General features: G+C 44.1%; 18 protein-coding genes. 11 read left to right on the top strand and 7 right to left on the bottom strand.

All coding sequences use genetic code 11. From position 1 onward, the window contains the following. Positions 1–152: 152 nt before the first annotated feature. The 3 genes from MSSIT_RS07200 to MSSIT_RS07190 form a co-directional block, all read right to left on the bottom strand. Positions 153–533 carry a hypothetical protein gene (locus tag MSSIT_RS07200; RefSeq protein ID WP_048171220.1) on the bottom strand — a complete coding sequence of 127 codons (381 nt, stop codon included), beginning with the start codon at positions 531–533 and terminating at the stop codon, positions 153–155. 196 nt (positions 534–729) lie between these two features. Beyond that, positions 730–1,110 (bottom strand): hypothetical protein, encoded by a 381-nt coding sequence (locus MSSIT_RS07195; protein ID WP_048171217.1) that lies wholly within the window; start codon positions 1,108–1,110, stop codon positions 730–732. Positions 1,111–1,164: 54 nt separating this feature from the next. Continuing rightward, a complete protein-coding gene (locus MSSIT_RS07190) occupies positions 1,165–1,734 on the bottom strand; it encodes a DUF308 domain-containing protein (RefSeq protein WP_231590460.1) in 570 nt (189 codons plus the stop codon). Positions 1,735–2,013: 279 nt separating this feature from the next. Between MSSIT_RS07190 and MSSIT_RS07185 the strand changes: the two genes are divergently transcribed. The 7 genes from MSSIT_RS07185 to MSSIT_RS07155 all read left to right on the top strand — a co-directional run bounded on the left by MSSIT_RS07185 (position 2,014) and on the right by MSSIT_RS07155 (position 9,120). Further along, positions 2,014–2,214, top strand: coding sequence for a hypothetical protein (locus MSSIT_RS07185; RefSeq protein ID WP_048171215.1), 201 nt, complete (start codon positions 2,014–2,016; stop codon positions 2,212–2,214). 464 nt (positions 2,215–2,678) lie between these two features. Next, positions 2,679–3,200, top strand: coding sequence for a DUF367 family protein (locus MSSIT_RS07180; protein WP_048171213.1), 522 nt, complete (start codon positions 2,679–2,681; stop codon positions 3,198–3,200). 61 nt (positions 3,201–3,261) lie between these two features. Beyond that, on the top strand, positions 3,262–3,759 hold the full coding sequence (locus MSSIT_RS07175) for a TIGR00725 family protein (protein WP_048171210.1): 498 nt from the start codon (positions 3,262–3,264) through the stop codon (positions 3,757–3,759). 287 nt (positions 3,760–4,046) lie between these two features. After that, the gene (locus MSSIT_RS07170; RefSeq protein ID WP_048171208.1) at positions 4,047–6,305 is read left to right on the top strand and encodes a DNA topoisomerase I; all 2,259 of its coding nucleotides are present in this window, start codon (positions 4,047–4,049) and stop codon (positions 6,303–6,305) included. Positions 6,306–6,441: 136 nt separating this feature from the next. Continuing rightward, the gene (locus MSSIT_RS23005) at positions 6,442–6,738 is read left to right on the top strand and encodes a hypothetical protein (RefSeq protein ID WP_156158810.1); all 297 of its coding nucleotides are present in this window, start codon (positions 6,442–6,444) and stop codon (positions 6,736–6,738) included. 459 nt (positions 6,739–7,197) lie between these two features. Beyond that, positions 7,198–7,644 (top strand): universal stress protein, encoded by a 447-nt coding sequence (locus MSSIT_RS07160; protein WP_048171202.1) that lies wholly within the window; start codon positions 7,198–7,200, stop codon positions 7,642–7,644. Positions 7,645–7,869: 225 nt separating this feature from the next. After that, positions 7,870–9,120: an MBL fold metallo-hydrolase gene (locus MSSIT_RS07155; RefSeq protein ID WP_048171200.1), complete on the top strand. Its 1,251-nt coding sequence runs from the start codon at positions 7,870–7,872 to the stop codon at positions 9,118–9,120. A 440-nt stretch (positions 9,121–9,560) separates the two neighbouring features. Here the strand turns inward: MSSIT_RS07155 and MSSIT_RS07150 are convergent, their stop codons facing one another. Further along, on the bottom strand, positions 9,561–10,967 hold the full coding sequence (locus MSSIT_RS07150; RefSeq protein WP_048171198.1) for a lipocalin-like domain-containing protein: 1,407 nt from the start codon (positions 10,965–10,967) through the stop codon (positions 9,561–9,563). Positions 10,968–11,643: 676 nt separating this feature from the next. Between MSSIT_RS07150 and MSSIT_RS07145 the strand changes: the two genes are divergently transcribed. After that, complete coding sequence (locus tag MSSIT_RS07145; RefSeq protein ID WP_048171196.1) at positions 11,644–12,189, top strand: ferredoxin domain-containing protein; 546 nt, start codon at positions 11,644–11,646, stop codon at positions 12,187–12,189. Between the two features lie 71 nt (positions 12,190–12,260). Here the strand turns inward: MSSIT_RS07145 and MSSIT_RS07140 are convergent, their stop codons facing one another. Together MSSIT_RS07140 and MSSIT_RS07135 are read right to left on the bottom strand one after the other, a co-directional pair. Next, the gene (locus tag MSSIT_RS07140) at positions 12,261–14,252 is read right to left on the bottom strand and encodes a DUF460 domain-containing protein (protein ID WP_048171194.1); all 1,992 of its coding nucleotides are present in this window, start codon (positions 14,250–14,252) and stop codon (positions 12,261–12,263) included. Positions 14,253–14,760: 508 nt separating this feature from the next. Further along, positions 14,761–15,717 carry a serine/threonine-protein kinase RIO2 gene (locus MSSIT_RS07135; protein ID WP_048171192.1) on the bottom strand — a complete coding sequence of 319 codons (957 nt, stop codon included), beginning with the start codon at positions 15,715–15,717 and terminating at the stop codon, positions 14,761–14,763. Positions 15,718–16,104: 387 nt separating this feature from the next. Between MSSIT_RS07135 and MSSIT_RS07130 the strand changes: the two genes are divergently transcribed. Further along, the gene (locus tag MSSIT_RS07130) at positions 16,105–17,283 is read left to right on the top strand and encodes a hypothetical protein (RefSeq protein ID WP_048171191.1); all 1,179 of its coding nucleotides are present in this window, start codon (positions 16,105–16,107) and stop codon (positions 17,281–17,283) included. A 456-nt stretch (positions 17,284–17,739) separates the two neighbouring features. Here the strand turns inward: MSSIT_RS07130 and MSSIT_RS07125 are convergent, their stop codons facing one another. Further along, positions 17,740–18,351 carry an orotate phosphoribosyltransferase-like protein gene (locus MSSIT_RS07125; protein WP_048174579.1) on the bottom strand — a complete coding sequence of 204 codons (612 nt, stop codon included), beginning with the start codon at positions 18,349–18,351 and terminating at the stop codon, positions 17,740–17,742. A 394-nt stretch (positions 18,352–18,745) separates the two neighbouring features. Here MSSIT_RS07125 and MSSIT_RS07120 point away from each other — a divergent pair, with 394 nt between their 5' ends. Both MSSIT_RS07120 and MSSIT_RS07115 read left to right on the top strand, forming a co-directional pair. Further along, complete coding sequence (locus MSSIT_RS07120) at positions 18,746–19,177, top strand: metal-dependent hydrolase (protein WP_231590459.1); 432 nt, start codon at positions 18,746–18,748, stop codon at positions 19,175–19,177. A 224-nt stretch (positions 19,178–19,401) separates the two neighbouring features. Beyond that, positions 19,402–19,968 carry a plasmid pRiA4b ORF-3 family protein gene (locus tag MSSIT_RS07115; protein WP_048171187.1) on the top strand — a complete coding sequence of 189 codons (567 nt, stop codon included), beginning with the start codon at positions 19,402–19,404 and terminating at the stop codon, positions 19,966–19,968. Positions 19,969–20,205: the final 237 nt, after the last annotated feature.

The following is a 20,205-nucleotide window of genomic DNA, read 5'->3' as shown; positions in this document are numbered from 1 at the left end:
GAAAAGGTCAGGAACCTTTTTTAATCTCCTGCCTTCATCTCCACTCCTACCTTCTCTCCACTCCTGTCTTCATCTCCACTCCTGCTTTCATCTCCACTCCTACCTTCTCTCCACTCCTACCTTCTCTCCACTCCTGCCTTCATCTCCACTCCTTAATCTCTTCCGAATGCTCCTCTCACCCCGGGTAGCATTATGTAGATAAGAACAAGGGCGTTAACAATGACTGACAGGTTAACGTCATACCATGAACCTCCGGTAACCAGCACCACAAAAGCCAGACACAGATTGAAAACTGAAATGACAGCCAGGAAGAGCCATGCTTGCGGGTCCACCTGCCAGAGCATCTGAGCTACCCATGCCCAGATATAGGCGAGCAGGCCGTACAATAGGGCATACCAGAGGTTAAAAGTACGGATGTCCAGAGACCCGAGAAAGGGAAGAAATCCAAGAAAACGAAGCATTGCAATACCGTTTATAAACGCCAGCAGTACAGCTACAAAGGTCAGAATAGTAACACCAATAGGTCTGTCCATATTTTTGTCTCCTTATTTTTGTCTCGAAAAACTCCTTCATCAGGTTCGCATATCTAGACCTCCGATGGCTATCCCGATTCCGAGAATAAGGAACGGTGCAGATACCAAGGGAAGAAAAAGGCTCCTGCTAGAGAGTTGCCTGGCAGGAACAAAAATGAATTATCGGATCACATTAGTTCCCAATCCCTATCCTGGTTTAATCTGTCCCGAATGCCTCTCTCACCCCAGGCAGCATAACATAGATGAGGATAAGGGCGTTAACAATTACCGAAAGGTTAACGTCATACCATGAACCGCCTGTAACCAGCACCACAAAAGCCAGGCACAGATTAAATACCGCGATAATAGCCATAAACATCCAGCCCTGCGGATTTACCTCCCAGAGCATTTTGGCCACCCACGCCCAGATATAGGTCAGCAAACCGTACAAAAGGGCATACCAGAGGTTGAAAGTGCGGATGTCCAGAGGCCCGATAAAGGGAAGAAATCCAAGAAAACGAAGCGTTGCAATACCGTTTAAAATTGCCAGTAGTACAGCCAGAAGGCCCAGAATAGTAACACCAATAGGTCTGTCCATATTTTTATCTCCTTATTTTTGTTTTCATATTATTATCTCGAAAAAAACTCTTCTTCAGGTTCGCATTTTCAGTCCTCCGATGACTCCCCCGATTCCCCCGATAATAAGGAAAAAGCCGAATACCCACGGAAGAAGCAAGGCTCCTGCAAGAGAATTGGTCAGCAGGAGTATACCGAGGATTATGGTAAGAACCCCAAGGATTCCCATCCCCCACCCCCCTCCTTTAAGTCCCCAGATAAGTTTCATAGCTCCGGTGACAATAGCCCATGCCCCTATGAAAATAATAAAGAGTGTGAGAACTATGAAAGGGCTGATAAGAGGGTACATCAGTATAACGATTCCTGCAATAATACTCAAAATACCTGAAAGCAGTTTCCATAACCTGTTTCCCGAGAAAATCAATGCGCTTATAACGGAAAGAATTCCCCCCGCCACCCAGAAAATACCCAGGATCTGTAAGAGAAAGACAGTGGTTACTGCAGGTCTGTATACCAAAAATAAGCCAATAATAATAGCTATAACGCCTTCCAGAAGAACCGCCCACCAGGGGGCTCCCAGAATTTCATACTCTGCCTTACTTTTAGCATCAACTGGTTGTTTGATAACTTCAGCTGGTTGTTCCATATAATCCATCTCCCTGATTTTTTAGTGCTCAACCAGGACTTTTCCATTAACGGAATACAGGTATAAGCACAGCTAAAGAGACATCATAATCCTGAGCAGAGTTTTCCAGTTTCCGGAGAATTTTTGGCACACTCAGGAATCAGCCAGGACCAAAGAGAAGATAGCCTTCCCCCTCTAGCCTTCCCCCTCCACAAAGAAGAGCGTTTCTTCTTTCCGGGCAGTTCATTGATGAGATTCACGCCTGTACAGCTTACCCTCAATTAATCCGAGGACCTAATTGTGAAGGTTCTGATCAAGTGCATCTTTTCAATCATTGAAAGCCCCGACATGATGCAGGCTGAAATAAATTATTATCTATCACTGCAGCATATGGAGACAGGCTTCTGCCGGGATCTTAATTTCAGTGTTAATTTCAAGATCAATTTCAGCATCAAGATTTACCCTCCTCCATATTCCCCTGATAATGAAGCAATGATATAATTGTTTATATACAAATTATAAGATATAAAATAACTTATTATTAATTCTCAAAAGAGATTCTTTTATCTGAAATTCTGTCAGCTTGCAGGGAAGTCCTTCAAAAAAGGAAAAATGGAAGACTTAGAGAGAAAGAAAAAGAGATGGAAGAAACCTGAAAAACGGCGTGGTTTAACGAATGGTTTAACGAATAAGTTGTACAGATAAGAGAATTCATAAAAAAAGGCTCAGGCGTTTAAGAAAAAAACAATTAGACCTGGATTCCGGGATGATACCCGCACATACCGGCTTGAAACCTGTTTGGAATATAAGGAAACACGAAAATTGTACTTCACAGCCAAAAATATATAATATTTAGTTTAAGTAAGGAAGTAAAACAGTGAGAGGTGTGAACTACCCCTCAGCTAAAGGAAAAATCAAAAATAAAGACGTAAAACATATAAGTCCCTCATCCCAGAGGATCAATGATGAATCCGACAAAGAGCCGTGACGTCCCCCTTTATATCTATCACGCCGGGCAATGCGACCCGAAGAAGTGCACAGGAAGAAAAATGGCGCGTTTTGAGCTTGCCCGCCTTTACGATAAGATTTCAAGGCTGCCCAGATCCGCGATTTTGCTTGACCCGATGGCAGAACAGGCTCTTTCGCCAGCTGATGACCCGAAGAAGGGAATTATAGTGCTTGACTGCTCCTGGGAAGAAGTGGAAAGGGTATTTCCGGAACTGGAAAAGCTGAACCTGGAACATAGGGCTCTACCTTACATGCTTGCAGGCAATCCGGTGAACTTCGGAAGGCCCTTCAAACTTAACTCTGCAGAGGCTTTTGCAGCAGCTCTGTATATTTTAGGTTACAAGGAGCAGGGCGAAAAAATCATGTCCAAGTTTAACTGGGGGCACAGTTTTCTAGAGTTGAACAAAGAGCCCCTTGACGAATACGCAACTGCAAAAAACAGCGCCGAGATTGTGGAAATCCAGAGCCACTATATCTGAATCTGAAAGCAGCTCTATTTGGAGAAAAGAGAAAGTACAGTAAAACAGGAGGGAGTACACAGTGAAAACGCCAGTAAGGACTCAAATCGGGGTAATAGGAGCCGGTACCTGCAGCAGGGAGACCGGAGCGCTTGCGGAAGCTGTGGGACGAGAGATTGCAAAAAAAAGAGCTGGCCTGCTCTGCGGAGGCCTGGGGGGAGTAATGGAAGCAGCAGCGAAGGGAGCAAAACTCGCAGGTGGGATAACCATAGGTATTCTGCCAGGAACCCTGCGAGAGGAGGCAAATCCCTGGATAGATGTAGCCGTGCTCAGCGGAATGGGACATGCCAGAAACGCTCTTATAGCCCAGTCCTCAGATGCTCTGATCGCGGTTGACGGGGAGTATGGGACCCTTTCGGAAATAGCTCTCGGCCTTAAGATGGGAAAGCCTGTGGTGTTGCTGGAGTCAAAATGGAAAATAGAAGGTACGGAGAGAGCAAAAAACCCGTTGGAGGCTGTGGAACTCGTTTTCAGGCTTATTGAAGAAAGGAAAAATAAAAAAAATAGGGAGAAAAATTGAGAGAAAAAATAGAGAGATACGGGAAAACATTATGAAAAAATCACGAAAAATTGTGAATGACGCGGAGTCTGGAAAAAGGGAAAAATAGGTAAATAAAGAAAAATCAGGAATATCCGAACCGATTAAAGTTCAGGATAGCAGAATATTCTGGGATTTGATCCATAAATTTATATCAGAAAAGGAAACTTCAAGAATTAGGAGGCAGGCTTCGATACAGACTGGCAGGAGTTTAGGGGTACGCCAGTATTCCTCCATAAAATGTAAGAAAAGTTATACCGGAGTTTTAAATGCACCTTATCGTAACGGAAAAAAATATAGCAGCAAGGAGGATAGCTGCGATTCTGGCTCCAAAAAGTCCTAAGAAGGAAAGAGTCAGCGGAGTAGACGTCTACCGGTACGAGCTTGGAAAAGGCAAAAGCAGACAGGAAACTGCAGTTGTAGGGCTTTCCGGGCATATTGTTGGGATTGATTTCCCAAAAGAATATAACAACTGGCAAAAAGTTGATTCAAGAACTCTGATCGACGCCGAGATTACAACAACTCCAATCAACCGGAAAATAGTGACTGCTTTAAGGGCCCTTGGGAAAGAAGCAGACAGAGTCACGATTGCAACTGACTACGACCGGGAAGGAGAACTGATAGGAGTCGAAGCTCTGAATATCATAAAGAAAGTGAACCCTGAGGTACCTTTTGACAGGGTTCGCTACAGTGCAATCACCCCAAAAGCAATTGATGCAGCATTTACAAACCCCACAAGTGTTGATTTTAACCTTGCCGATGCCGGTCACTCCAGGCAGGTTATTGATCTGGTCTGGGGAGCTGCCCTTACCCGATATATTTCCCTTGCAGCAGGCAGGCTCGGGAAAATGTTCCTTTCTGTGGGGAGGGTGCAATCCCCAACCCTATCACTTATAGTCGACAGGGAAAAAGAGAGAAATATCTTTGTCCCGACTCCTTACTGGGAAATACATGTCGAACTTGAAACAAAATCAAGTGAGACTTTTTCAGCCCAGCACTCAACCCGCCGTTTCCTGGACAAAAAGGAAGCTTCCGAGGTCTTTAATAAACTGGGGAAAAAAGCCGAATTAAAAGAGATGGAAAAAGGCACAAAAAGTGACCAGCCCCCAACCCCGTTTAATACTACAGGCTTTATCAGCGCGGCAAACTCAATCGGGCTCAGCCCTGCAAACGCCATGCGCATAGCCGAATCTCTCTATACTAACGGGTACATATCCTATCCCAGGACCGACAATACGGTTTATCCCGAAACCCTCGACCTCAGGGCTCAAATTGAGATTTTTAAGGAAGGGCCTTTTAAGGAATATGCAGAAGCCCTGCTTGAGAAGAAAGAACTTATCCCCACCCGCGGGAAAAAAGAAACAACAGACCATCCTCCTATCTATCCGGCGTCCCTTGCAAAGGAATCCGAGTTAAAAGAAGATGAATGGAAGGTCTACGAGCTTGTGGCCAGGCGCTTTTTTGCAACCTTTGCAGGACCCAGCACCTGGGAGACCATGCGCCTGAGACTCGAAATCAATGCCGAAGAGTTCAGGTCAAACGGGGCAAGAATGCTTGAATCCGGCTGGCGCTGGTATTACCCCTACAATGCCCCTGAAGACAGGCTGTTTCCGGAACTCAGCGAAGGAGAAATCCTGAAAGTGATAAAGAAAGAGATGCTGGACAAGGAAACCCAACCCCCGGGACGCTACGGACAGGGCAGGTTGATCAACATAATGGAAGAGCTGGGCCTGGGCACGAAAGCCACCCGCCACGAGATTATCAGCAAGCTCTATTCCAGGGCATATATCCACGGAAATCCGGTACAGCCTACAAATACCTCTTTTGCCGTAGTGGAAACTCTTGAAAGATACTCGCCCACGATTACAAAACCGGACATGACAAAGCTGCTTGAAGAAAATATGGACCTGATCGCAGAAGGTAAAATCAAAGAGGAGTCCGTCCTTGAAGAGTCCAGAGAAATGCTCCAGCAGGTCTTTTCGGAACTTGACAAAAACCGGGACAAAATCATAGAGTCCCTGCAGGCAGGCCTCAGGGAAGACAAAATTATAGGCAAATGCCCCTTATGCGGAAACGAACTCATGATCCGACGATCGAAAAGAGGAAGCCGTTTCATAGGCTGCAGCAATTACCCTAACTGCACCTTCTCCCTCCCCCTGCCAAAGAGCGGCCAGATCGTGGTTACCGATAAGCAATGCGAGACCCACGGCCTGCACCACATCCGCATAATTAATGCCGGTAAACGCCCCTGGGACCTCGGCTGTCCCCAGTGCAACTTTATTGAATGGCAAAAAACCCAGAAGGAAGAGCAGGCCCAGCAGCCGAAAAAAGAAAAGCCCAAAACCATTACGGATATCGAAGGCGTAGGAAAAGCCACCGCCGGAAAACTGGAAGAAGCCGGGATCACAAGCGTGGAAGCCCTTGCCGAAGCCGACCCCATAGAACTTGCAAAAACAATAAAGACAAGCGTAAAAAAGGTTAAAACATGGCAGATTTCATGTAACGGCGGCATAGTTGAGGACTTATAAGTTGAGAACTTCTTGATGATTAGGAGTTGTGAATTGAGGAGTTAACGGGAAATCAGCCAGGTTCTTCATGCTACCCGGGCGAGTAGGAAGAGCTTCGATTTCCGAGCCTGGAAGACCATGACCTTTGTGAGTTGGAATGAAACGCATCGGCCCCGGTACGGCAGTCAGCATCTTTTCAAGAGTGCCGGCTTCGGGCTGGACGATGTCACTTGCATCAGAAACTTCTGCCGCCGAACCGATGACGGCAAAATGCGGGCTGAAACTCTCATTGAGATGTGAATCCGTCGGCCACCAGGTTAAGAGGTCAGTACCTAATTCTGACCCGTGCAACATTAATAACTATATTCAACCGTCCAAGTCCCGCTCGCTTGCGTGCGGTCTTTCCCGTAATAATAACAGAAAAACTAAAGAAAAGTTATTGAGAGAACCGTGAATTAAACAATCAAAAAGCTCTCAAATGCAATAAACCAAATTATTCTACCTGCAAAACTGTTCTCTTATCTTTTCATTAGTCCAGTTTTCTTTCTTTGTTTAGGGAGCGGCCTCCAGGCAAGCTGGCGGAGATGCTTATATTTAGCTATTAATTTAAATGAGATCCACGAGTTCAAGAGAATAATTTCTCATCCTTGCAGGTATTTCTACATACCATACATCTTTTAATTGTGCTATCTTTTTAGCTATTGTTTTTTCTTGGTAATGAGAGGGTGGTCAAAACTTTGCCTGCGCAAAAAGGAGAAAACAATTAAGTATCATTTTCGGATGTACTGGATAATATCGACAGATTGATCAGTAGTTTTTGTTTCTTTTAGAATAGTAGTAGAGGAAACCGTGAGTAATTTTTTCGTATTCAGGAAGTTGAATGTAAATTAAAATCTAAAATGGGGAACAATATATGTCGAGTGAATTATACCGAAACATAGTGATCGCATCTGATGGGTCCGAGAATTCCCGGAGAGCTATTTCTTGTGGTATTGAGATTGCAAAGCTTAGCGGAGCTACCATCCACGCCCTTTATGTGGTTGATACACCCTCTGTAATTTCTGAAGATTGGACTGCTGGCAAAGAAGCGATCCGTGAAATGATGATGAACTCTGGAAAAAAAGTAATATCCAAAATTAAGAAGATTGTAGAGGAATCGGGTGTGGAGGTCAAAGAGGTTCTTTTAGAGGGATATCCGGCTAATGAAATAATCAATTTTGCAGAAAATAACAACATGGACCTGATAGTAATGGGAACACTCGGAAAAACAGGATTTGAAAGGCTTCTGATGGGAAGTGTTGCGGAAAAAGTAGTAAGACATTCAAAAGTCCCTGTAGTAGTTGTCCGGGATGGGAATTAAGAGAACTCGAAGTGCTAAATTATACTCCAAAAATGTTTCTGTAGAATTGCGGGTCAAGAGAAATAAGAGAATTTTTCTGGTGCAGAGGAAGAAAACTGAAAATACCATTTTCGGAGAGGAAGATTACCGGATCATAACTTTTAAGGGCTGTAAAGCCAGATTTATTTCAAAAAGAATTTTGAAAAGCTTATTTGAGAAATTGAAGCATAAAAAAATATCCAAGGAGTGTTTGTTCTGGAGTTTAGTTTTAAAGGAGGATGCAGGGAAGTCGGACGTTCGGGTTTGCTTGTCAATGAGGAAATTCTGCTCGATTACGGTATAAAAGCCGGAGAAATCCCCGAATATCCCGGAAACGGCATGGAACCGAAAGCCGTGCTTGTATCCCACGGGCATCTGGACCACTGCGGGGCGGTCCCTAACCTGATGTATATGAATCCCGAAGTTTTCATGACGCCGCCAACGGCAGATTTTACCAATCTTCTTGGGAGAGATACCCTCAAACTTGCAGAAACAACCCTTTCGGGTGTAGCACCTTTTGACCCCAACGACCTTCAAAGGGTTAACCAGCTGACCCGAAGAAAAGATTACGGGGAGACCTTCAAAACTCACGGGTACAGTGTCTGCTTCTATAACGCAGGCCATATCCCCGGAGCTTCCGGAATCCATCTTGAATCCGAATCGGGAGAAAGTCTCTTTTATACGGGTGATTTCAGCATGAAGGAAACGAGGCTTGTGCCGGGAGCAGAAGAGTTTCCAGAAGCTGATACGCTTGTGCTTGAGAGCACATACTTCGGAGAGGAGCATGTCCCGAGAAAAGAAACCGAAGAAAAGTTTATTGATTCTGTCCTTGAAACTCTGGAAAGGGGAGGAACTGCCCTTATCCCTGCTTTTGCAATAGGCAGGACGCAGGAGATCCTTATGCTGCTCGACGCCCATGGGATCACGGCTTATGTGGACGGAATGGGCAGGGATGTATACAAACTCCTCCGGAAATATCCCGAGTACCTGAGGAATCCGGAACTTCTGGACAGGGCTTTCGACCGGGCTATTTCCGTAAAAGATAAGCAACGGGAATCCGTTCTCAAAGAACCTTCGGTTATTGTCACTACAGCCGGAATGCTGAACGGCGGGCCTATACTCTATTACCTGAGCCAGCTTTACAGGGACTCGAACTCTAAAGTCCTGCTCACCGGCTATCAGGTTGAAGGCACAAATGGCCGGCTGGCACTGAAACACGGCGTCATCGAGACCAGAGGAGATGTCCTTGCCCTCAAGCCCAAAATAGAGCAATACGACTTTTCCGCACACAGCGGGGACAGCGAGCTTAAAAAACTTGTGAAGGATTTCTGCAAAAAAGGCACGGAAAGGGCCTTTGTAATGCACGGGGACAAAACAGAGGCTTTCGCACAGTGGATCTCTGAGGAAATCGGTGTGGAAGCTTATGCACCCGCAAACGGGGAATCTTTTACCTTTTAAAGATAAAAGGAAAGGATAAACAGTTATTAAAAAAGATTCTTAAACATCTTTTTCTATTTGTGGTTTTATTGCACTCGTTGGACAGAATTTCTGGTATTTAAAGCATCCAGATATATTCATTATCAACAAGGGCTTGATCACCATCCATTTCAGAAAACACTCATCGAGCACTGATGGATCATCGCGAGGTAGAACTACTCCTTAAAGAAGGCCGGATGTCCGCTGGGCTCTATCAACAGGGTTGCCGTCCGGTGGTGAGCCGGATAGCCCTTATCCAGTCATTATTAGGCCCTCGGTCGGGTAATCAAGTCCTGCCACTGGAGATTTCCAGTTATTCAAGTCCCCCACCACGGACAGACCGAAGCCTCCCCAGTCGATTTAGCGTCGCCGACGTTCCACATCGGCGACGCGGTTACCTGTCCAGGTCCCAGAAGAGAGGTTCAGTTTTGTTTCTGCACGCTGTGGTTCAGACCGCCGTCGAAACGGATATCTCCCGGAGCAGTAGCTTCGGGAAGCCCGCGGGCGTTTGGCGCTCCTAGTGGAGGTAGCTGCGCCAGTTCACAGAACCCTTCTGCTACCACCGGTCCGTCAATCGAGCCACTATGGAGCTCCAACGCTCCCTCTATAAATGGACCCGCAGCGCCAGCGCTCTCCTGGGAGGGAGTGGCTGACGGGGATACGTAGAAAGTCCCTTTAGGCGTCTTTAGTTCGCCCCACCACGGGTACGACATATTCGTTATCGGCGACGTCCACCACTTGATCGGTGTGTACACGATGGACGGCCCGAACGCGAACTGCGGTGGCTGGCCCTTGGGTACGAAAGCGAACCGGTTTTGTTGAATCTGCGGAGAGTCCCAACCCATCATACCAGCTGTTATGTTGTAAGGTATGGTGGTAGGTACAACTCCCGCAGGACTGCCGTAATACTGCCGCCAGGTGAATGAATCCCCATTGGGGAAACGGGCATAACCCCAGAAGTATCGGAGCTGTTCAGGTGACTGGAAGTTGCCCCACTGGTGTTCGAACCAGGCCGTGCCTTCAATCTCATGGACAACGCCGTCATCCAGGGTTACCGTGCCGTTCATTTCCATCTCCGGGGCTACGTAGTAGTATGAAAGACCGTACATAGTCGAAGGGTTCTGGTCGTACTGGTCATTGAATCCGATGTTTTCCAGCCCCCAGTAAGCCATTGGAATGTAGCCTGGGACCTTTACGACCCCGGTGACGTCAAAGTTGTACGGAGTGCCGGCGGTCATATTACTCTCGTTTGTCGCCCACCCTTTGAAATTCCACCGTTCCTGGGAATAGCTGTAGTTCGTGGCAAAACCCTGCTCCTTACCAACCTCACCGACCGTATAATTAAAATCCCCATTGGATCCCGTGGTCACAAACTTGCCCGTCGGGTCAATGGCATGACCGTAAAACTTGGCTTCGTCTTTGTCGAGGTAGGCCATGAGAACCCTGGTGTGGGGCCTTTGTATGTCATTGCGCCAACCCTGTTGGAAATCGCACACAAACAAAGATATGTTGTGGCCTGTCGTCAGGTCCTTGCCCAGTAATGTGAAGTAGTGCCACTCATCGAAATCGTTAAAGTGGTAGGTCGGTCCGCTATGCCACTGGTGGTCCCTGGGAAAGTGGTAGAGTCCCTGTTCTTCCGTGTTCAGCCCCGGGCTCGTGAGCCACGGTGCGGATTCTTGGGCCGAAGTTGTTGTGTTCATTGAAGTTTCATTATCTGCTTTGACTGCGATGGTTCCTGCAGGTTCTGATGCTTGCGCGGCGCTAAGAGGAATAGCTAAGCATAGCAATAGTAGAGAAACTATCAATCCGATTTTCAATCCAATTTTCATTCTTTACTCCCCGTATGCGAATAGACCATTGGGTCTGCTTTATGAATTCGTTAAGCAGATTTTGCTCTATCAATAAATCATCCAGATTCATTTTTTTAGAAGATTACTATTGGATAAATTCTATCCCCATATTATATGCCGAAAAAATGGGTCTAAATTATAGCAATATTAGTATCTAGAGAATATAATATAATAAGAATTATAGATATGGATACCAATATTCAAAATTCGAATAGGATACTCGATATTAATGAAAAACCGACGTTATCTAGTCGGTGTTTCAGAATATCCTCTACAATTGCATGGAGCCGAAAACAATCATGATCTCGCATGGGTACCTTGACCACTAAGGGCTGTCCCTAACCTTATGTACTGAATCCTGAAGTCTTAATGACTCCGCCTACCTTAGAGTTTACCTTCCTTCTCGGGAGAGATACCCAAAACTTGCAGAGACAACGCTTTCGGGTGTATCCCCATTTGACCCTGATGACCTCCAGAAACTTTTACGGATAACCAGAAAAAAGATTGTGGGGAAACTTTCAAAATCTACGGCAACAGGGCTTGCTTCCACAACGCAGGCCATATTCCGGGAGCTTAGGGAATTATAGAAAAAAATGCAAAAGCTTTTCCGAAGCCTGCGAAATGCTTAAGCCCCGAAAATTCCAATAATCCATGCATGATTCTCAATCCCGAATCCGATGTAATCGAGACACTTGCAAAGAGCATCCTTCTGGCTGCCCGGACTGCCCCGAAAGCCAAAGGAGTAGACGACATAGTAACTGCCCTCGTTGAAAAAGAAGATATTGAAGTCCTTGCCTCGGCCATGGAAAAGCTGGCAGATACAAAAGGCGAAGGCTTTGCCTTCCTGAAAAGAGATGCAGGAAACCTTAGAAATGCCGGGTCTGCTATCCTTATAGGAGTAAAAGCCAGTGGAGCTGCAGGCTTAAACTGCGGAGCCTGCGGGTTTAAGACCTGTGCAGAAATGCTGGACCGGCAGAAGGTTGAAGCAGAATTTAAAGGGCCGAACTGCATGCTCAAGTATGCGGACCTGGGAATCGCTGTAGGAGCAGCTGTTGCAAAAGCCAAGGACTTCTGTATTGACAACAGGGTCATGTATTCGATAGGTGCGGCTGCAAGGGTCTCCGGCCTTCTGGATGCAGATGTTGTTTTTGGAATTCCGCTGAGCGTTACCGGGAAGAATATCTTTTTTGACAGAAAATGAGCTTCCGAGGAATAAGATAGGAAGAGGGACAGGAGGGAGGAATAGAGAAAGGGAACACGATAGAAGGAACCTTAAATGAGGCCTCTCCTCCTTTCACTTCTGTACTCATCAAAGAGACTCTGAAGTTCGTCTTCTTTGGCTTTTTGCCGTCTTTTTTCAGCTTCTTTTTCCCATGCAGCAATTGCAGCCTTCAGGGCTTCCGGTTCTGCCATTGCAAAATCTTCAGCTCTTTCAAGCTGGACATTCCTTAAAACCGGCACATCACCCTTGAAGAAAGTCTCCTCTGCTGCGTGAGAGATCTCTTCAGGAATAATTACAGCCCGGGCTCTGGCTTCTACAAGGATCTGGGCGGTTGCAGCTCCGCCTCCGCTCGGATTATCCAGAAAAACGATGTCTCCTTCTTTGAGTCCGTATTTTTCTTTAGTTTCGGCAATTGACTCCTTTGTAAAGGCGGAAATAACCTTTACAGGAGTGCCCTCGCCTCGAATTTCCATTTTCTGGATTTTGCGCAGTTTGTTGCTTCTGCGCCTGAGTTCTTTTACGGTTTTGTTTTTGTTGCTGAGCTCTTTTTTCAGGCTCTCTATAGTGCTATCCCTGATCCGGATCTCTTTTGATTTCCGGACTTCGCCATAAACTTCCTTTTTGAAGCCCTTCAACCTGAACTCAAGTTTTGAGATTCTCCGGTCTTTTGCTAGCAGGGCATGTTTCAATTCCTCCACGTAATCCTGAAGGTTCTGAATCTGTTCTCCCTGCCTCAGGACAGTATCTCGCATTTTCAGGAGTGATTCGTCAACTGCCCTTTCCTCCGGCTTTTCAGGAGCTGCCCGTGCTCCAGGTTTTTCAGGAGCTCTTGCTGCAGCCCGGACTTTTTCGATCGCAGATTCGATCGAGTCTCCGCGGATTACGTGGAGCTTTATCAGCTCAAGGTCTGCATTCTCCGGAGCTTTCTTTTCAATCCGCGTGAAGATGTTCTTGTAGCTCCTGTAGGTGAGAAGGGCAGCAGTTAAGGCGTCCCTCTCGTGGTCATTGGAATAGCCGAAAGGTCTTCCAAGCGCGATTTTTTCCTCGGCAGAAACCTCAATCCCTGGGCTTGCAGGGACTGCGTTGAAGCTCCTCCTGATTTTTTCAACCGATCCCGGCATTGGAGTCACATCGCTTGCGATCACTGCAGGTTTTCCATATTCGGCAATGAGCTTGACAACTTCATCAGGAGCTATTCCCCTGAAGCTTTTCAAATAAAGAAGCTCGCCATCAAGAGAAAGAATAGCTATGCCCACGGTTGTTCCCGGATCGATTCCTACGATTGTGAATTTACGCCGGGGGTTTTTCGGCTTCAGGGGGACATACCGGATTTTATCACGTTCGACACTTCTCACACTTACCTGCGCATCGTTGCTTGCCATAGGATGTATTGGAATCTCTCCACGCTTTGCATAGACTGTAAATTCTGACCTCACATAGCCCCCGAACCCTTTTACGTTTACGGTTTCGAACCTGATGCCTTTTTCCCGTGAAAGGTCCTTGAGGACATTTTCAATCTCCCTGCTCCTCTGAAGCACGGCTCCGTGCACTTTTCTTCTGTACCGGTTCTGGCTCCAGCCCCCCCGCCCGAGTGAACGGGCTCGGCTAACCTTGATTTTCGTAATGTCTTCAAAAAGAGAGACTTCGTGCCCCACTCCAAGGTCTGCAAGCCGGGCACAGGCTTCGGCTTCATCATTGGGGTTTTCAGGGTTAAAGGAAAAACCATGTTTTTTCGCAAGCCTGACAAGAGGTTCCGGGCGAAGCCCACCGGTAACCTGAACAAGTTTAACCCCATCGGGCAGACGTTCCATTATCGAGATAAGTTCGTTTCTGTCCGCAGCCAGTTCAAAAATATTGTCCACAGCTATGATATCCGGCCTGTCCCTCTGGATCATATTCAGAATCTTCTGACGGCGAAGCATACTGTAATGGGTAACTTCTCCGTCCTTCAGTATAGCCAGAGCATAGCGAGGAAGTTCCTTTGCCCTTGGGGAACCCCGGGCAATATCAATTCCGTAAATTATTCTGTTTTGCATGAACACCTATATTTTATTTCTTGTTGAATATATATTTAACTGATTTCTACCTTTATTTTACAATATCAACATAATCTATAAAGTCCAGCTCTTTTATCTCAGCTGACCAAATTATCTCAGCTAGCTTCAATTTGCTTTTTTAACTTCAAATAGCCCTGAATAACTTCAATTCCCTTAGCTTTCTTTAATTAGCTCCATTTCCCACAATTAACTTTTTCATCGAGAGAAGTTAAAAAATAAAGCTTTAAAGAGAGTTGGAAAAGGAAAGCACATTTACAACTATATAGACAGTTCAAAACAAAAATCTGTTCGGTGGAACAATTTAATTCCCCGAATTTACCAGGCAATTACTCCCTTTCACATATCAAGTGAAATCGACAAGATCCCAGGTGAATTTAAATTATTAGTGTCTGAAATGAAGTAAAATTAATAACTTCCGGGATGAAGTGAAATCAATAAGACCTGGGGATTATTCAAATAGAAAAAAACCTCAGGCTTTACATTTAAGTCACATTTAAGTTTCTTCAGTTTCTTCAGTTTCTTCAGTTTCTTCAGTTTCTTCAGTTTCTTCAATGCTTTTCTCTGCTGCACTTTTGATCTCTTCAAGAACTTCTTCAAGTTCTCTTTCAGTGTTATATTTTCGGGAGAAATGGGTCAGGACATTTGAGACATCCCGTTCGAGAATTTCGTCAGCATGAGGATGATCCGGAGTTACATACTGAGGCCAGTCGATGAACTGGACACTATCTTCGGATACAAATATGTTATATTCGCTTAAATCGGCATGGATGAAACCCAGCGAATAGGTTATTTTTACCTGCCTGAGAATCTCATCAAGATACCATTCAGGATCCAGAAGTTTTGTTTTTGAGAGCAGATTGCCTTTTGCGAGTTCCATAACAATTGCATGCCTGTTCTGGTCCAGGGGTTTTGGGAGAGACACCCGCGGGTACAGCTGGGTCATAACCTCATATTCCCTCTGAGCCGCAAGCCGGGAAGCATAAATCCAGGAGAAATGCTCTCTTTCCCCGAGGTGTTCACGTACTCTTTTTATCTGTTTGAAGCTGGTCCTGCCTTCCCTGTGGAACTTGATTATGACCGGATAAGGTTCCCCTATTGCAAGCTCAGACTGCCGAATCGCTTCATAAACAACAGACTCCTTACCTACCCCGATTTCGTCCCCTATAGCGCTGATACTTTTTCTTTTCACAAAGGCATTGAGTGCAAGGGCATCGTAACCCTCAAAATAAATCTGAAGACCTTCATAAGGCCGGACGGTTCTGACCACAAGCTTGTCCTTGACAAGCCTCTTCAGCCTGTATTCCAGTTTATCGAAAGGCAATTTGGTGTATTTATTCAGTTCTTCTACTGGCACCCACTCAAAATGTTTCATTCCTGTCTCGATGCCTGTAAGTATCCTGAAATCCTTTGCATCGAGTTTCTTGAAAACTTTTAGCACTTCGTCGATCATCCTATCCAATTATACATATCACCTTCGATATTTAAATGATCGCCCGGATCTCGATACGCTGGCACACTACCGGTCCTGGATCTTTATTTTGAAAGTGTGTTAATATAGGTGAACTTTGATTTTGCTCCTCAGTTTTCCTGGCAGTATATAATAATAGTATATCCAGGATAGAACATTATCTAAATATAAATAGAGTACCTCAATTAGAATATTTAGTGAAAATAAAGAATTTCCTGAGCGAAATTTATTGAAAAAGAATGTAAGTTTTCAGCAAAAGTAATCCCAAAGTAAATAATACCAGGAGATCAATTTAATACCAGGAGATCAATTTAATACCAGGAGATCAATTTAATACCAGGAGATCAATTTAATACCAGGAGATCAATTATGCGATTCCCTAATAGAATTTCCGGAATCAAATTTGCAGGATTATTAACCATCGTTGTTTTAGCTTTTTCTACTTTTGAATATACGAACTCGGACCCGGATAAAAACGGTTCAAACGCCAGTTCAGATGAAAAAATGAGAACTGCAAAACCTGATGAAAATATTACGTTTGTTACTGCTGGTTCATCATTTTCGCCAATTATAACAGTTACAGGTAATCCTGAAATACAATGGGTATTTGGTGACGGTTCAACATCTGATTCTACGTCTCCTACTGTAAATTTTGGTTCAAGGAAGAGCAGGGAAAACACTTTGGTAGTAACACCGTGGAGTGCAGTAACCAAGATCAATATAGGCTATGACGGTTCAGATGGGGGGGTAACTCCAGGTTCCGATACAATAGAAAATTTAAAACAACAGGATGTAATAGCTGTTACTGGTCTGGAGAATGTTGCACCGTACCTCCAGGTATGGGCCTCTAGTTATAATCCAATAACTTCGCTGGATTTCAATAACTTCACGGCACTGCATACGATTGAGTGTTTTTATTGTACATCACTGAATACCATCAGACTCCGTAATGTTCCTTCTCTGACCAGGCTTTGCCTCGAAAATTGCAACATTTCCGAGCTTGATCTATCGGAAGCTCCTTCTCTGGCTGATCTTCGCGGAGCATCTCAAAGAAGTCGAACATACACAATAAATTGGGGCACTACCGGGGCTAATCTATGGCATATATGTGTTCGAGATAACCCACAGATGACCACCACACTCCCGGTCAGCCAGTTTCCACTCATTAAAGACTTTTATGTATGGAACGGAAATCAAAGCGGCACTCTGCACCTAACTTCAACAAATTTGAAAAAAGTTCTATCCTCCAATAATCAATATACTGCAGCTAATTTTTCTGGTTGTTTCCCAGCTGGTGGAAGATGTACTGTGAATATTTATGATAACGACCTTACAAGTTTAGACATTTCCGATGACCCTGGTTTATTTTATTTAAATGCCAGTCTTAATTCACTAAATCAAACAACAGTAGACGGGATACTCCAGATACTGGACTCTTACGATACAAATGGTGGGTACGTAGACTTAACCGGAAATGCTGCACCTTCAAGAACAGGAGTAGCACATGCAAATAATTTAGCTGCCAGGGGATGGAAAGTTCAAAGTTGAAAATACACCGGCTGAAAAGGCTGTCCGACAATTTACTTTCAGACAAAAAACAGAATTCTACTTGAGACTGATTCTTTTTTGAAAATAAGAAGCCCTTATATAGCCCGATCTTTTCCGCCATATATACCTGGAACATGCACATAGACCTGGAAGTTAGTCTAAGAAAACCAGAGCTATCCGTTTGGAATAAGGATAGATATTAATGATGACAGGCATGAAGACTTTGCCTTAGTTTCACCCATAGGACGATAAACCCTTCAGGTAAGGATTGACTTTCTGAGGGTCAAAAGCGAAATAACTTAGAGCCATTTTTACACTGTCTGTAACTATTTTTCACAAGCACCCAATCGATTTTGTTCTAAGATGATTTGTTCTAAGATGATTTGTTCTAAGATGATTTGTTCTAAGATGATTATGTGTTGTCTAAGTTATTTCATAACGGACCCCAGTTATTTTTTAGTCCACACGCGCAATTCTTACAAGAGACCGAATCGGAACATTATATATTGTATCTACACCTTTTTTGTCGACCAATACCGCTACAACTCTTGGCTTTGCATCCATTTCTTTCAGCTGCTCAATCACTTCCATACTGGTTGAACCGGTGGTAATAACATCGTCCACGATAACGCAGTTTTTACCGGCAACGGACCCGAAATTTCTGCTTATGGTCCCTCTGTTGCCTTTGTGAGCGAGATCCTGCCCTTTACGATGATAAATCGCTAAATCCGCATCCAGTTCATATGCAATCATGCTTGCCAGGGGAATCCCATTGGCAGCAATGCCAACGACCACGTCTACCTCGGCGTCTGCCTTTTCCAGGGTTTCAAGCACCATGTCGCAGAGTGCAAGCGAGACGTTGTGGAGACGTTTGGCACTTTTCCCTATGCTGCTCCAGTCCACAGAAATATCTTTTGGAGCGGGAGTTACTTCTTCTTTTTTTGAACGGGTTAAAAGCCAGGTAACCGTTTCTCTTGAAACATTGAGTTCATCGGCAATCTGAGCGCTAATAAGCCCATTACTCTGTAATTCCGCAGCTTTCTCGATTAAATCTTCGATATTCTTCATACTTATATTCCTACCTGAAATTTTATCCGGCTGCATTTCCGGAACCTCTAAATTAAGACAGGATATAATATTAAGCGTTATATCTTTTTTCAGCTAAAGATTGATTCTTTTATAATTTCCCCTTTTTTAAGAGGAAAGCTGCAGATGAGGGTAGATATCCCCTATATTGAAATTTTTCTGCAGTCCATACACCGCTTTTGCCAGATAACGATATTCTTAATATTTTTTATTCGTTAACCGATGACAAAATATACACCAACTCGGGACCAATAATCCATTCCAGCCAGTTCACTATGGCGCACTTTAAGTCAATACGTTGCTATTTCTGTAAAGTTCTGCAAGAAACAGATATTTATACCATATTTATATGTAACTAAAGTACCTTTTAATGTTGATGCTTCTTTTTGGACACATTGGCGTCACGCTGGGGGTATTTTTCGGAGTTGCGTTTTTCATACCGCAATTAAGGACTATTATCGATCCGACATATCTGGTTATTGGATCGCTCCTTCCAGACTTAATAGATAAACCGCTGGGAATGGTTATCTTTTCTTCTACCATTGCAAACGGACGGATAATAGCTCATACATTGTTATTTCCTTTTACCCTCTTTCTGACAGGTTTATACTTATATAATGAAAGAGGAGATATCAAAGTTCTTACCCTTGCAGTCGGTTCCATTTTTCACCTTATGGAAGATAAGATGTGGGCATCACCTCGAACTTTATTTTGGCCTTTCCTGGGATGGCGTTTCCGCAAAAATCCGCATCAAACTGGACTAAAATACTTATTAAAGCTTTTTAAAAGATCTTTTAGAGAGTTATAAAACAACCGATACTTATCATTTGTCACATATTAAAGAACATTTTAGATACTGTATATTATTTTCTGGTTTTTTAACGATCCCAGAAGGTATTAAAAAATATCAAATTTTGAGTATGAAAAGTAATTTTCGGATATCATACATATGAGATTCCATGAAAAGAGGACAAAAAGATCCCAAAAACTAAAATAGAGAGATTCCGATAAATTATTTCTGGTGAATATTCTATGAAAAAGACTTTCGAGAAAGTTTATCAGCTAAAACTTTCCATGAAAGGCATTACCCCTCAGATCTGGAGGCGTATACAGGTACCGGAAAATTATACCTTCCTTAACCTTCACAATGCTATCCAGGCTGTAATGGAATGGGAAGATTACCATCTGCATGAATTCGAAATGCCAAACCCGAAGACAGGGATGCTGGATAAAATCGGGACGGAAGGCGAAGATTTTGAAGGATTGGGAGAGCCTCTAGTCCCGGAAAATAAGACTAAAATATCCAAATATTTCACACCGGAAAATAAGATTGCTCTGTACACCTACGATTTCGGGGACAACTGGCAGATAAAAATTAGGCTTGAAAAAATTCTTTCACGAGAAGAAGGAGAGGAGTATCCCGTATGTACTGCCGGAAAAAGAGCAGCTGTCCCAGAAGACATCGGGGGAATATGGGGCTATGAAGATATGCTGGAGATCCTGAAGAACCCGGAACATGAGGAATATGAAGATACTGTAACATGGCTGGGAGAAGATTTTGACCCCGAATACTTTGACCCGAAAGAAGTTTCTTTCTGAGATTCAAAAATTTCAAGTTTGTACTTTCAAAAGGGTTTAGACGTAAAAATCCACTTGCAGTGCAGAGATGCATGGTTTGCACTGAAAAGGTCTTAAAATGAATCCTTGAATGAGTCAGATTTTTCCATTCCAGTCCTGTAATCGCTCATAATTGCTTTTTCCTTTTTCTTTTCCCGTTCTTTTCCTTTTTCATTTCCTTTTTCATTTCCTTTTTCTTTTCTAATCTTCTACCAATTT

The organism is Methanosarcina siciliae T4/M (genome assembly GCF_000970085.1).
Classification (GTDB): domain Archaea; phylum Halobacteriota; class Methanosarcinia; order Methanosarcinales; family Methanosarcinaceae; genus Methanosarcina; species Methanosarcina siciliae.
The sequence above is the reverse complement of the archived record's forward strand: the minus strand, read 5'-3'. Positions and strand labels throughout refer to the sequence as shown.